The sequence below is a fragment of the Streptomyces sp. TSRI0281 genome, from assembly GCF_001905125.1.
Taxonomy (GTDB): Bacteria; Actinomycetota; Actinomycetes; order Streptomycetales; family Streptomycetaceae; genus Streptomyces.
Window position 1 is genome coordinate 96,954 of record NZ_LWLE01000003.1, and the last position, 12,755, is coordinate 109,708.

A 12,755-nucleotide genomic window follows, 5' to 3' on the forward strand; every position below is an offset into this window, starting at 1 on the left:
GAGAACGCTAGGTGATTCGCGTCACAATCGTCCCGTGAACGCATCGAATCGTGAGCTGAATATCGAGTGGATCCCCGACCACGGTTTCCAACTCCGTAAGGCGGGCGTGCAATTCGACGCAGTCCGTGTCAACGGCGACGACGGGCGGCGGCTGGCCGACCTGATGGAGTCGATCGTCGGGGGTGAGCCGGGGCCGGTCGTGGCCGAGACGAACGGGCGGCGGTCGGTGTACTTCCTCGTGCCCGCCGGTTCGACGGTGAGCCGGGCGTGGCCGGAGGGGGCGTTGCCGTTCAACGCGGCGTCCGGGTGCATCAGTTACGTGCCCATTCCGGCGCTGATCGGCCGGACCTGGCCCCTGACGTGGCGCTACCCGCCGACGTACCCCGGTCGCTTCGTCCACACGCTGATCCTGCTGAACGCGGCGTGTCTGCTGCTCGGGTAGGAGGGTGGCGGGACCGGTCTCAGTCGATCAGGTTGCTGAGGCTGAGGTAGAGCACCGGGTACTGGCCGTTGTCGGTGACTCCGACGCACAGGTCGCGGCGGTCCAGGAGCCAGCCGTTGGGGCGGCAGGTCTCGTGCGGGCGGTTCAGCCGGCGGATGATCTCCTGGCGGGACAGATGGTCCGTGCTGCCTATCCGCACCGTGCGGTAGCAGCCGCCCGACCCGCAGCCGGTGCCCTGCGAGACGACCGTGAGGCCGGGCGGCAGATCCGGGACCGCACTGGCGGGCGGCGCGTCCGAGCCCTCGCTGTTGAGCAGGACGTACAGCAGGGAGGCCACCAGGGTGAGGGCGAACTGTGTCCCCAGGAAGCCGATGGCACCGTTGCGCCGGGGAATCCACTCCGCCGGGCCGGGGCCCTTCTCGCCGTGTTCCAGGACCGCGCCGGACGCGACGATGAGCGGTGCGAGGACCGAGTGGATGAGGTGCGCGTCGGCCCGGGGCACGGACAGCCAGCCCTGCTGGGCGGCGACCAGCAGGCATGCCTCGGCCAGCAGGAATCCGCCGATCGTCAGACCGACCCCCCGGCTGCGGGCGATCATCCTCCAGACGACGAGCGGAGCGGCGGCGAAGAGTATCCCCAGGACAGACCACATGTGGCGCACACCCCCCACTGGACGACAAACGGCAGCACGACGAGGGACGTCGTACTGCCGTTGTCCGGTTCCGCCGGGGGGTGGTGACTACTTGGTGGGGACGTAGTCGAAGTTCGGCGTCAGGGTGCCGAACAGCGAGCCGACGCGCGGAGCCTCACCGCCGGTGAGGGAGGCGAAGATGCTCGCCGTCTCCTCCGTCAGGTAGAACGGCGCCTGCTTGATGCGGAAGCCGGTGAGGCTGGGGCGGGCCCCGGCCATCACCTCCGCGTAGGTGGACTCCGCGATCGTGACCTCGTCGTCGTACGGCACGCCGTCGACCAGGACGCCCGCCGAGTAGGCCGGGGTCGGCATCACGCGGATGTAGGTCGGCTTGAGGGTGATGGTCTTGCCGGAGGCCGCGTGGTGGAAGTTCAGGCCGCCCGGGTAGAAGATCCGGCCCTGGGAGTCGAGGCCGTCACCGGCGGTCGAGCCGATCGGCATGGAGAAGCCGCGGGCGTCCGCGTCCATGGTGAACGGGCCGATGGCGTCCAGCGTGATGCCCTCGCGCTTCATCCAGGCCAGCGCCTCGTCGCTGAGGGCGACCTGCGCGTCTCCCCACGGGGAGATGTAGGCGCCCGGGAACGGTGCGGCGACGGCGGTCCTGGGGGCGGCTGCCGCCTGCTGCGGGGCGGAGGCCCCGGCGGAGGTCATGCCCAGCGGGAGCGCGAGCGCGGCCACGGCGGCGAGGACGGTCAGGCGACGGAATCCGTGCATGGTCATGAACCTTCTTCTGTGTGGGGGAAGGGGTGGAACCAGGTGTCCGGTTTTACCGAGGAGCCCAACAGGGGGAGGGGACAGCCGAGTTCGTCGGCGGTCGGAGTGGCCGAGGAAGAGCGACTTCCTGTCGGGGCATGTCCATCCATGCATAGTTGAGCGCAAGATCAAACTGCGCCTCACCCCTTCGACGGAAAACTGCACGCGTCCGGGTGCCTTTCGTGTGCTGAGGTCGCATGAAGATCGACTTCGCTTCACTCTGGTGCGGCTCCCCCCACACACAAAGCACTGGAGATCCGCATGTCCGAAGCGGGCAAAGCACCCGGTTTCACTAGACTTTCGCGTCTCACGCCGCGCTCTTCACGCCGCAGGCTCTGTGCGCTCGCCGCTTCCGTCGCCGCCCTCGCCGCCGCCTCCGTGGCCGGCCCGCTCACCGGGGTCGGGGAGGCGGGCGGCCACATCGACGCCCCGTCGTCCGTGCTCGACGCCCCGGCGGACATCACCGACGTCTATGCCTTCACCAGCCCCGACAACGCCGACATGGTGACCCTGATCGCCAACGTCCGGCCGTTCCAGTTGCCGGGGACCGCCGCCAACGCGCTGGTGGACTACCCGTTCGCGACCGGCGCGCGGTACGAGATCCACACGGACGCCGACGGGGACGGGGCGCCGGACGCCACGTACCGCTGGACGTTCCGTGACGAGGACCGGCGGCCGTTCGGGATGGGCCCGAAGGTCGGTCCGGCGCCGGTGACGTCACTGGACGACCGTTCGCTGGGAGTACGGCAGAAGTACACCCTGGAGAAGGTCGCGGCGGACGGGACCAGCCGGACGCTGCTGCGTGACGCCATCGCCTCGCCGACCGACACCGGCCGCCTCCTGATGCCCGACTACGGCAGGCTGCGCACCCGGGCGACCCGCGATCTGCCGGGCGGTGGCCGTACGGTCGCCACCCAGGCGGCGGAATCCTTCAAGGCGGACACCCAGGTGTTCGGCCTGTTCACGCTCGGCACCTCCGGCCCGGTGCCCGGCTGGCTGCCCGACGCCCAGCCGCTGTCCGCGCTGAACGTCAACAGCCTGGTGCTGCAAGTGCCCAAGAGCGAGGTGGCGTTGAACGGCGACGCCCGGCGCAACCCGGTCATCGGCGTCTGGTCGACCGTCTCGCGCCAGGGTGCGGACCTCAAGAGCCCTCTGGCGTCCCAGGCGGCGACGTACCGGCAGGTCGCCCGCAACGGCACCCCGCACCTCGCGTTCGCGGTCTACGGTTCCACGGTCGGGCTGGCCGAGCCCGGCGGGCCCGAGGACCGGTTCCAGGCGCGCGCCCCGGAGGACGACCACCTCGACGCCGCCTTCCTGGCCGCGATGCTCGACCCCGCACCGCCGCGTCGGATCGAGGCGGCCCAGGGGCGCAAGGCTCCGGCCACCCCGCGCCGTGACATCCAGGCGCTGTTCATGAAGGGGATCGGCAAGGACAACGGTTCGCTGTTCGGCTTCGACCTCAACAGCCACGCCATGAACGCCGACGCGGACGCCTCGCGCATCGTGCTCGCCGAGCAGCTCCGGCTCAACCTCACCACCCCCGTCACCGCCGCCCCCAAGGCGCACGGGGTCCTCGACGGAGACCTCCAGGGTTTCCCCAACGGGCGGCGCCTGAACGACAACATCGACGGACCGCTGATCCGGCTGCTGGAGGGCGAGCCCGCGGGACCGTCCGCGAGGGGCCTGCTGCCCGACCCGATCGTGCGGCTCGAACCGGCTGACGCGAAGACCGCGTTCCCGTATCTCAACCTCCCGCACGCGGGACCGTGAAGCGACTGATCACCGCCACGGGCGGAGCGGTGGCCGTGGCCGGCTGTGTGGCGGGACTCCTGTACCTGGGTCCCGGCACCGGCGGGCCGGCGGCCACCGCTCCGGCCGCCGCCCCTCCCGTCGCCGCGGCGGGAGGAGCGGCGGCGGGCGACGCGGTCGAGGCCGCGCGCAAGCGCACGCGGGCGTACCCCGAGGATCCCACCGTCTGGGCGGGGCTCGCCCGCGCCGAGATCGAGGCGGCCCGCACCACGCTGGACGCGGCCCTGCTGGACGCCGCCGAGCAGGCTCTGCGCCGTTCGCTGGCACTCGACGGCACCGACAACTACGCCGCGCTCACCGGGCGGGGACTGCTGGCCAACGCCCGGCACGAGTTCACCGAGGGCCGCGCACACGGGCTGCGGGCCACCCGGATGGCCCCGGACCGGGCCGACGGGTACGCGATCCTGGCCGACGCGGAGATCCAGCTCGGCCACTACCCGGCGGCCCGCACCGCCGTACAGCGGCTGCTCGACCTCGCCCCGGCCGCGGCCGCGTACAGCAGGGCGGCCTACGACCTGGAGACGAACGGCCGCCCCGAGGACGCCGAGATCGCTCTCGGGCGGGCCGTGGACAGCTCCGCGACCAGCGACGAACGCGCCTTCGCCCAGGCCCGGTCGGGCGACCTCGCCTGGTCGCGGGGCGCGGTCGGCCCTGCGGAGAAGCACTACCGGCTCGCCCTGGACGCCGTACCGGAGCACCCCTACGCGCAGGCCGGCCTCGCCAGGGTGCTCGCCGCGCGCGGCAGGACGGACGAGGCGCTGGCCGCGTACGAACGACTGCTGGACCGGACCCCGCTGCCCCAATTTCTCTTGGAGGCCGTGGAGTTGCGGGGCTCGGTGGGAGCGAGGGGCGGCGAGCGGGCGGCCCTGGACGCCCAGGTGGCGCTGGTGCGGGCGGGCGGCGGTCCCGTCGACCCGGCCGTCGCCCTGTTCGCCGCCGACCACGGGGACCCGGCCGTCGCGGTGGAGCTGATGCGCCGCGAGTGGCAGCACACCCGCAGTGTGATCGCCGCCGACGCGCTGGCATGGGCGCTGCACCGGGACGGGCGGAACGCGGAGGCGATGGAGTACGCGCGCAGGGCGACCGCGACCGGGTGGAAGAACGCGCTGTTCCGCTACCACCTGGGCGCGATCGAGAAGGCGCTCGGGCTGCCCGGAGCCACGCGCCATCTGCGCGAGGCGCTGGCGCTGAACCCGCACTTCTCCCCGTACCACGCCCCGCGCGCCGAGGAGATGACCCGGACATGAGGCACGTACGCCGGGCGGCGGCCACCCTGCCCGCCGTGATCCTGCTGGCCCTCGCGGCGGCCCCACCGGCCCTCGCGCACCCGCTGGGCAACTTCAGCGTCAACCACCACGACGGGCTGCGCCTGACCCGGGACGGAATCGAGGACACGGCGGTCGTCGACAGCGCGGAGATCCCCACCGCGCAGGACGAGAACGCCACGGACACCGACCACGACGGGACCGTCTCGCACTCCGAGGCCACCGCACGGGCCGCGCAGCGCTGCACCGACCTGGCGCGCCGGACCCGGGCGACGGCGGGCGGGAAGCAGCTCAACTGGCGTACCGGGCAGGCGAATCTGACGTACGTCAAGGGTGCGGCGGGTCTGTCCGTCGCGCGGTTGACCTGTGCACTGCGGGCCGACGCGGATCTGTCGGGGCCCGCCGACATCACGTTCGCCTCGGCGGCGGACGTGTCACGGACGGGCTGGAAGGAGATCACGGCGGTCGCCGTCGCGGGGGCGGGGGTACGGCTGGCCGACTCCTCGGTGCCCGCGACGAGCCCGAGCGGTGTGCTGCGCCGCTACCCGGCGAACGGTGGCGAACAGCCGCTGGACGTGGTGGCCGCCACCCTGCGCGCGGAGCCGGGGAGCGGCGGGGCGGGCGCGGCCGGTTCCGGCGTCGCGGGGGAGGAGCCGGGCGGGGCACCGGATGCGCAGGCGGTGGACCGGGGCGCGGTGCTCTTCCCCGCGCTGGAGAACCGGCTCACCGATCTCACCGCGGGCCGCGACCTCACCCTGCCCGTGGGCCTGCTCGCGGTGCTGCTGACCCTGCTGCTCGGCGCCGGGCACGCGGCGCTCCCGGGCCACGCCAAGCTCGCGGTGGCCGCCTGTCTGGCCCGCCGGGAGGGCGGCGTACGGGCGGCCCTCGCGGTGGGAGCGACGGTGACGGTGACACACACGGCCGGGGTGCTCGTGATGGGCCTGGTGCTGACGGCGGGCGGCGGACTGCTGGGGGAACGGCTGCTGGGGTGGCTCGGCGCGGTGAGCGGGGCGGTGATCGCGGTGCTGGGGACGGTGCTGGTGGTGACGGCGGTACGGGGGGTGAGAGCGGGGGGCGGTTCGGGCCTGCTGCACGGGCACCATCACCACGGGCACGGGCATTCCCATGATGAGCACGGGCACGGGCACGGGCACAGCCACAGCCATTCGCATGATGAGCACGGCCACGGTCACGCGCACGGCGGCGTGGGCCGTCGCCAAGGGCTCCCCGCGCTGCTCGGCGTCGGGCTGGCGGGCGGTCTGGTGCCCAGCCCCTCCGCGCTCGTCGTCCTGCTGGGCGCCATCGCGCTGAGCCGGACGTACTTCGGCGTGCTGCTCGTCGTCGGGTATGGCGTCGGCATGGCGCTCACCCTGACCTCGGCCGGACTGCTGCTCGCCGGGGGCGGGAGCCGGCTCGCGGCGCTGGGCGAGCGGCGGCTTCCGGCGCTGCGCCGCTACACCCCGTACGGCGCGGTCCTGACGGCGCTGGCGGTCCTCGCGGTGGGCATCGGACTCACGGCGCGCAGCCTGTTGTGAGGACCGGTGCGGGGCGGGGTCCGGTCGCGGTGGGCAGGCCGGGGCGGGGTCTCACTCCGACTTCTCGTAGACCAGGCTCTCGTCGGTGCCCGCGGTCGTCCGGCGCAGGCTGCCGTCGGGGAGCAGGGTCAGATCGGTGGCCTTCCCCGGGCTGCACGAGGTCGCGGGCTCGCCCACGGAGACGGTGGAGGGACCGATGTGGACCGGGTCGCCGTTGGTGGGCCGGTCGGCCAGGGGAGCGGCGAACACACAGCGGTACGTGCCGCCGGAGGCCAGGGGGCCTTTCACGGTGAGGGAGAGGACCGTGTCGCCCACCCCGCCCTGCCGGATGACGAGGCGCCGGGTGGACGCGCCTGCCGAGCCGTCGACGGTCCAGGTGCCGAGGTAGCCGTCGGGGACGGCGCTGCCCTTCCCCTTCTCCCCGTCTTCGGAGGGGGAGTCGGTGGGCGAGTCGGTGGTGCCCTTGCCGTTCTCGTTCATGAAGGCGTAGACCGATCCGCCCGCACCGATGGCGACGAGTACGGCGATGGTGACGAGCGCGATGGTGGACCCGGTGGACCGGCGCGCGGGGGCGGGGGTCGGGTAGGGCGCCAGGTAGGGCTGACTGAACGTCTGGCGCACCTGTTGAGGCCGCTGGGGCTGGTGCTGGGGCTGGGCCCGGGGTTGGTGCTGCTGGTGTGGAGGCTGCTGCTGTGCCGGGTGCTGTTGCCGGGGGTACGGCGGCGGGGTGGGGGCCGTGACGTGCGGTGGGGGCGTGGGAGCCGCTGCGGGGGCGGGCCGTCGGGGCGGGGAGAGCGGTCCGTGCGTCCCGGAAGGCGGCTGCTCCGGATCTTCGGCGTTGAGCAGCTCCACCGCGTGGCGCCCGAGTTCGGCTATGAGCGTGCTGGGCAGCCATGGCTCGGTGGCCTCGGGCTCGCCCAGCCGCTCCAGGATCTCGACGGTGGACGGGCGGGCGGCCGGGTCCTTGGCGAGGCAGTCCGCTATCAGTTCGACCAGATCCACCGGGACGCCGGTCAGATCCGGTTCCTCCTGAGCGATGCGGAACATCAGGGCGTGGACGCCACCGCTGTCCGCGGTGCCGAACGGGAGGCGGCCCGTCGCCGCGTACGCGAGGACGGAGCCCAGACAGAAGATGTCGCACGCGGTGGTCACGCGTTGACCGCGCACCTGCTCCGGGGCCATGAACCCCGGTGATCCGACCAGTGCGCCGGTGCGGGTGAGACCGGCGTCGGCCGCTTCCATGGCGCGGGCTATCCCGAAGTCGATGACGCGGGGGCCGTCGATGGTCATCAGGACGTTCGACGGCTTCAGGTCGCGGTGGACGAGCCCGGCGCCGTGGATGTGCTGGAGGGCGTGGGCGAGCCCGGAGCCCAGGAGCTGGACGGAACGTTCGGGCAGGGGGCCGTACGCGCCCGAGGCCGGGCCGGGGGCGCCCGTGCGGCCGGAGACGATGCCCTGGAGCGAGGGCCCGGCGACGTAGCCGGTGGCTACCCAGGGGACGGGGGCCTCGGTGTCGGCGTCCAGGACCGGGGCGGTCCAGGCGCCGCCGACCTGCTGCGCGGCGCGGACCTCCTGGCGGAACCGGGCGCGGAACTCGGGCTGTTCGGCCAGTTCGCGGCGGACGAGCTTGAGGGCGACGGTGCGTCCGCGGTCGGAGCGGGCGAGGAAGACCTGTCCCATGCCGCCCTCTCCCAGGCGGCTCAGGAGCCGGTACGCGCCGATGCGGTGCGGGTCGTCGGGCCCGAGCTTCTCCATGGTGCGCTTCCTCCCGTACGGCCGTGGCGGACCGTGGTCGAGAATAGCGGCGGCCCCCGCCCCCGGGGTCCGGGGGCCGACAGGCGCCCGCGGCCCTCGGTGGCCCTTGGCGGGGCGGGCTTCCCCACAGCGGCCCGAAGGGGGTCCCGGCGCGGTTCCGGAGGGGTGGTCCCGGAGGTGCGCTTTCGGAATTCATCCCATGAGTTACCGGTGGTAGCGCATATTATTTCCGGTCGCCGAAGTGCCGCGCGCACCGAAAGCGCGCGGCGAGTGCCCGTGGAATAGTCCTCTACCCACGGGTAATTGATCGTTCATCGAATGGCGCTTCACCGTCCGCGCGTGGAACACGGTATTTGCGAACGGGGAACCGGATTGCGGGTGTCAGGTGGGGGGCTGCCGGATTTGCTCGTGCGATCGGTGGTGGTGGAGGACGGTCACATCTGTGCGGACGCCGTGCGGCAGGGCAACGGTTGCAATCCAGTCCGGCGGCAGGCTCAGCCCGCGCACGGACCAGGTGTCCGGGGTGCCCGGAACGCCCGCCGTGACCGTGACCGGGTCCGGGAGGCCCGGGTGGGTCTCGATGCGCGTCAGATCGGCGGCCAGGCCGATGCCGACCGCCTTGAGCACGGCCTCCTTCCGGGTCCAGCAGCGCAGGAAGGCCCTGCTGCGGGGCAGGCCCGCCGGGGCGTCGCGGACATGGCGGAGCTCGGCCGCCGTGAGTGCGACCCGCGCCAGTTCCTCGGTGTCCAGCGTGCGTACGCCTTCGACGTCCACGCCCACCGGAACCCGTGCGACGGCGAGAACACAGCAGCCCGCGGAGTGGGAGAGGCTGATCCGGAGGGGGCTGGAAGGGCGGACGACGGCGGGGGGTCCATGCCTCTGGTCCCCGCATCCGGGGCAGGGCAGCCGCCCCAGTTCGATGTCCGCCGGGCCGACGTCGAGAAGGTCCGACAGCACGCGCCGGGTGCCCGCGCGGCTGCCGGCGAACTCGGCCGCCCTGGCGGGGTGGCCGATGTCGCTCAGGCGCTCGCGCTCGCCGTTGTCCAGAAGGGCGAGATCGGCCGGATCGGGCCTTTCGCCATCCAGGCGCCACCATCTGACGGTCACTTCGGTCGCCGTATGCGGAGGGGATTCGGTCACGGGAGGAGGGTAGGTCGGCCGGTGGTGCCCAGGGGGCCGATGGCCTCTATGGGACAGAGGTGACTCCGGTGCGTGAGGGAATGGTCACGTACGGCACAGTAAGTGGAATGCGAAGGGTTCGAATGGGCGACCCGGATGCAGCTTGGTGACATTTTCGCGTGGGAGGGCGGCGCGGGGGCCGGTTGCGGACGGACTTGCGGAGTTGGTTGGTCCGGTTGCAACGGTGAGCCGTTGACTGGTTCACGTCCGCGATCTAATGTCTGGTCACGTTGAGCGATGGCTTGTAAGTGTCCCAGGGATCTCGTCACTTGGATTTCGGATAACCTCACATGGCTGATGCGCCCTGAGGAATAAATCCAGCACAAGTAATTGGTTTTCCGGGGCAGCTGAATAATTATCGGGGGAGCGGAATGGGTTCGGGGGTGGCGGATGCACCGGAGGACGTGCACCGAGTTGATTCCGTGGAGGGCGCGCTTCTGCAGGCGCGGGCTCTGATCGAGTCCTCGATGTCGATGCACCGCAGGCAGCCGGGTGGCGCCTCGCTGCTGGTACGCGCGGACGACGGCTCGGTGGTCGAGGCCGTGAAGCGCGTCATGGCGGGCGCGAGGTATTCGGCGCATCTGGCGGTGACGGGCAACTGGAAGCACTCGGCCGTGGTGATCGCGGCGGTCGCCGCGGCCGTGGCCCCGCCCCCGGCGCCGAACGGCCGGGGGCAGCTCGCCGTGCGACTGCTCGCGGCGGGCCGGGCGCTGGAGCTGTCCGCCGACTGCCGCCAGGCGTTCGGCGACACCATGCTGGAAGTGCGGATGTCGAAGGGCGAGCTGCGCGAGGCGCTGATCGTCGACGGCCGGACCGCCCTGGTCCAGTCGGGCAACGGGTCGGCGGGCCGGCACGCCGCGGTCATCAGCGACCCGGCAGCGGTGGGCGCGCTCGACCTGCTCTTCGCCGGGGCGTGGGCCAACGCCCGCCCCGTCGCCGATGAACTCCGCCTCGACCGCAGTCTGCGCGGCACGCTGGCGCGGCGCATCCTGGAGCAGCTCCGTGCGGGGCGTACGGACGACGTGGCCGCGCGGGAGATCGACGTCTCGCTGCGTACCTACCGGCGGCATGTCGCGGAGATCATGCGGGTACTCGGAGCGAACTCCCGGTTCCAGGCCGGGGTGCGCGCGGTCGAGCTGGGGTTGCTGGAACGGTCCTGAGACGCCGGCCCGTGCAGTGACACCGACTGTGGAGCAACGGGGGCAGCAAGAAATGACCAAGTCACCTGCGAGAGGCCCGAACGAGCCGGGCGGCGACGGGCGGAGACCCGACGGATCGGGCGACGAGGGGCGGAGACCCGGGGAGCCGGGGGAGGACCACCCCGGCCCGGCGCCGGACGGCGGCCCCGAGCGACCGGGGCCGGGTGAGGGGCAGGACGCCATCGAGCGGGCCCTGATCGAAGTCCGGGCCCTGATCGAGACGACGATGGAGCGCCATCGCAACCGGGTCTCGTCGGACCGGCAGATCGTCGCCATGGACGGCCACCGGACGGAAGTCCTCGGCGAGGCGCGCAAACTCGTGCTGCAAGCCGTACGCAGCATCGATGTGGTGCTGGCCTCGGGGCCGAGCTGCGGCACCGAGACCAAGACCCATCTGCGCGCACTGATCCATCTGGTGCCGGAAGGGGTGCGGCTGCGTCTGCTGTGCTCCCCGGCCATGATCGACGAGGACTTCGTCCGCGAACAGCGGAAGGCGGATTCCCTCGTCGACATCCGGGTGGCACGGGTCCCACCGCTCCAGGGCGTCATCGTGGACGAGGAGGTGGGGCTGGTCTCGACCGAGTCGCCGACCGGCCGCCGGGCGTCGCTCATCAGGGTGCCCGATGTCATCCACACGCTCTGCACGCTCTACAACGGGGTGTGGCGCAACGCCGTGCCCGCCGACGCCCGCGTCACCTTCGGCGACCACTGCCGCACCGAGCTGGCACGGCAGATTCTCGGTGCCCTGCGCGCCGGAGTCACCGACGAGGTCGCCGCCCGTGAACTCGTGGTCTCGGTCAGGACCTACCGGCGCTACGTCGCGGAGATCATGACGCTGCTCGATGCCAGCTCACGTTTCCAGGCGGGGGTGCGGGCGGCGGAACTGGGCCTGCTGGGGCCGATGGAGGCTCCGGGGCAGTCCGGTCCGTCACCGCGCGGCGCGGACTGATCGGGGGCGGCGCCGGTGCCGTCCTGGCAGCTTCCTGAAGTTCCCGTTGTCGGGGCGGGAGCAGGCCGCTAGAACTGGCGGAGTCGATCGGAGTCCGCCGGGGCGGGCCCGTCGCCGTACCGCTACGAAGTACCGCTGACGCGAGGTGCGAAGAGATGAAGGCCGGCATCGGCGTCGGACGGTTCCGTGGTCACCGGGACCGGGCGACCGCTTCCCGCAGCCCCGGAGCGACCGGGTGCGGCGGGAGCGGCGGGAGCGGCGGGGAGGCGCGGGCCGGGGCCGCTCCGGCCGGCGTACCGGCGTCGTGCCCGGAGCGGACCGGCGTACCGGCGTCGTGCCTGGAGGAAACCCGCGTACCGGCGTCGCGCCCGGAGCGGACCGGCGTACCGGCGGATTCCCTGGAGGGCACCCGATGACCACCTGGCCCCACCCCGCCCTTCCGTCCCGCCACGACAGCGGGGTCGCCGTGCTGGACAAGGCATCCCTGCTGCTGAGCGTGCTGGAGGACGGCCCCGCCTCGGTGTCCCGGATCGTCCGGGTCACCGGGCTGACCCGCCCCACCGCCTACCGGCTGGCCCTGGCTCTGCAACGGCTCCGGCTGGTCTCCCGCGACGCCAGGGGCCGGTATCTGCTCGGCCCCCGGCTGAGCGAGATGGCGGTCCTGGAGCACGGCGACCGGATGCTGGCCCTGGCCGCGACCGTACTGTCTGAACTGCGTGACAGGACCGGTGCCGGGGTCCGGCTCCACCGGCGCTGCGACGGTGGCCAGTTGTGCGTGGCGGCGGCCGAGTCCTCGCCGCGGGTGGCGGACGCCGTGCCGGTGGGGACCGCCTTCTCGATGCGGACCGGGGCGGTGGCACAGGTGCTGCTCGCCTGGGAGGAGCCCGAGATCCTGTACCGGGGGCTCGCCAGGGCCCGTTTCACCGCCGCCGCGCTCGCCCAGGTGCGTCGCCGGGGCTGGGCGCAGGGCGTCGGTGCCTTGGACGGCGACGCGGTCACGCTGGCCGCGCCGGTACGGGGACCCGGCGGCCGGGTGGTCGCGGCGCTCTCCCTCTCCGGGTCGGCCGCGCTGCTGGTCGGGGGCCCCGCGAGAGAGTTCGGCGGTGCCATGATCGATGCCGCGCTGCGCCTGGGTGAAGCGTCGGACGGATGACCCTTCGCCCCGAGGCCGGGCGGCG

At 72.8% G+C, this 12,755-nt stretch carries 12 protein-coding genes; 7 read left to right on the forward strand and 5 right to left on the reverse strand.

Features of this window, described 5'->3' with window-relative positions:
• Positions 1 to 34: 34 nt before the first annotated feature.
• Positions 35 to 442 (forward strand): hypothetical protein, encoded by a 408-nt coding sequence (locus A6A29_RS08845; protein WP_073719450.1) that lies wholly within the window; start codon positions 35 to 37, stop codon positions 440 to 442.
• A gap of 19 nt (positions 443 to 461) precedes the next feature.
• Here the strand turns inward: A6A29_RS08845 and A6A29_RS08850 are convergent, their stop codons facing one another.
• Positions 462 to 1,094, reverse strand: coding sequence for a hypothetical protein (locus tag A6A29_RS08850; protein WP_073719451.1), 633 nt, complete (start codon positions 1,092 to 1,094; stop codon positions 462 to 464).
• Between the two features lie 87 nt (positions 1,095 to 1,181).
• Positions 1,182 to 1,853, reverse strand: coding sequence for a hypothetical protein (locus A6A29_RS08855; RefSeq protein ID WP_073719452.1), 672 nt, complete (start codon positions 1,851 to 1,853; stop codon positions 1,182 to 1,184).
• 294 nt (positions 1,854 to 2,147) lie between these two features.
• On the opposite strand from A6A29_RS08855, the gene A6A29_RS08860 reads away from it, so the two are divergent.
• The 3 genes from A6A29_RS08860 to A6A29_RS08870 are packed head-to-tail and all read left to right on the forward strand — an operon-like array spanning position 2,148 to position 6,495.
• Positions 2,148 to 3,656 (forward strand): DUF4331 domain-containing protein, encoded by a 1,509-nt coding sequence (locus A6A29_RS08860; RefSeq protein ID WP_073719453.1) that lies wholly within the window; start codon positions 2,148 to 2,150, stop codon positions 3,654 to 3,656.
• Positions 3,653 to 4,942 (forward strand): tetratricopeptide repeat protein, encoded by a 1,290-nt coding sequence (locus A6A29_RS08865; protein ID WP_073719454.1) that lies wholly within the window; start codon positions 3,653 to 3,655, stop codon positions 4,940 to 4,942. Before A6A29_RS08860 ends, A6A29_RS08865 begins: the two co-directional genes overlap by 4 nt.
• The gene (locus A6A29_RS08870; RefSeq protein WP_079182655.1) at positions 4,939 to 6,495 is read left to right on the forward strand and encodes a hypothetical protein; all 1,557 of its coding nucleotides are present in this window, start codon (positions 4,939 to 4,941) and stop codon (positions 6,493 to 6,495) included. The genes A6A29_RS08865 and A6A29_RS08870 overlap by 4 nt, the downstream gene beginning before the upstream one ends.
• Before the next feature lie 51 nt (positions 6,496 to 6,546).
• On the opposite strand, the gene A6A29_RS08875 is transcribed toward A6A29_RS08870, so the two are convergent.
• Positions 6,547 to 8,250, reverse strand: a complete 1,704-nt coding sequence (locus A6A29_RS08875) for a serine/threonine-protein kinase (RefSeq protein ID WP_073719455.1) — start codon at positions 8,248 to 8,250, stop codon at positions 6,547 to 6,549.
• Between the two features lie 381 nt (positions 8,251 to 8,631).
• Positions 8,632 to 9,390: a 4'-phosphopantetheinyl transferase family protein gene (locus A6A29_RS08880; protein ID WP_241838393.1), complete on the reverse strand. Its 759-nt coding sequence runs from the start codon at positions 9,388 to 9,390 to the stop codon at positions 8,632 to 8,634.
• Positions 9,391 to 9,812: 422 nt separating this feature from the next.
• On the opposite strand from A6A29_RS08880, the gene A6A29_RS08885 reads away from it, so the two are divergent.
• Both A6A29_RS08885 and A6A29_RS08890 read left to right on the forward strand, forming a co-directional pair.
• Positions 9,813 to 10,589 (forward strand): helix-turn-helix transcriptional regulator, encoded by a 777-nt coding sequence (locus A6A29_RS08885; RefSeq protein ID WP_241838394.1) that lies wholly within the window; start codon positions 9,813 to 9,815, stop codon positions 10,587 to 10,589.
• A 52-nt stretch (positions 10,590 to 10,641) separates the two neighbouring features.
• Complete coding sequence (locus A6A29_RS08890) at positions 10,642 to 11,577, forward strand: TrmB family transcriptional regulator sugar-binding domain-containing protein (RefSeq protein WP_107468167.1); 936 nt, start codon at positions 10,642 to 10,644, stop codon at positions 11,575 to 11,577.
• Positions 11,578 to 11,767: 190 nt separating this feature from the next.
• Here A6A29_RS08890 and A6A29_RS44705 read toward each other — a convergent pair whose 3' ends face one another.
• Positions 11,768 to 11,986: a hypothetical protein gene (locus tag A6A29_RS44705; RefSeq protein ID WP_143196964.1), complete on the reverse strand. Its 219-nt coding sequence runs from the start codon at positions 11,984 to 11,986 to the stop codon at positions 11,768 to 11,770.
• A 3-nt stretch (positions 11,987 to 11,989) separates the two neighbouring features.
• Here A6A29_RS44705 and A6A29_RS08900 point away from each other — a divergent pair, with 3 nt between their 5' ends.
• The gene (locus A6A29_RS08900; RefSeq protein ID WP_073719458.1) at positions 11,990 to 12,730 is read left to right on the forward strand and encodes an IclR family transcriptional regulator; all 741 of its coding nucleotides are present in this window, start codon (positions 11,990 to 11,992) and stop codon (positions 12,728 to 12,730) included.
• The last annotated feature ends 25 nt before the right edge of the window (positions 12,731 to 12,755 follow it).

Coding starts and splice junctions, on each gene's coding strand:
- A6A29_RS08850 (WP_073719451.1), bottom strand. CDS start 1,094: ATGTGGTCTGTCCTGGGGATACTCTTCGCCGCCGCTCCGCTCGTCGTC.
- A6A29_RS08855 (WP_073719452.1), bottom strand. CDS start 1,853: ATGACCATGCACGGATTCCGTCGCCTGACCGTCCTCGCCGCCGTGGCC.
- A6A29_RS08860 (WP_073719453.1), top strand. CDS start 2,148: ATGTCCGAAGCGGGCAAAGCACCCGGTTTCACTAGACTTTCGCGTCTC.
- A6A29_RS08870 (WP_079182655.1), top strand. CDS start 4,939: ATGAGGCACGTACGCCGGGCGGCGGCCACCCTGCCCGCCGTGATCCTG.
- A6A29_RS08875 (WP_073719455.1), bottom strand. CDS start 8,250: ATGGAGAAGCTCGGGCCCGACGACCCGCACCGCATCGGCGCGTACCGG.
- A6A29_RS08890 (WP_107468167.1), top strand. CDS start 10,642: ATGACCAAGTCACCTGCGAGAGGCCCGAACGAGCCGGGCGGCGACGGG.
- A6A29_RS08900 (WP_073719458.1), top strand. CDS start 11,990: ATGACCACCTGGCCCCACCCCGCCCTTCCGTCCCGCCACGACAGCGGG.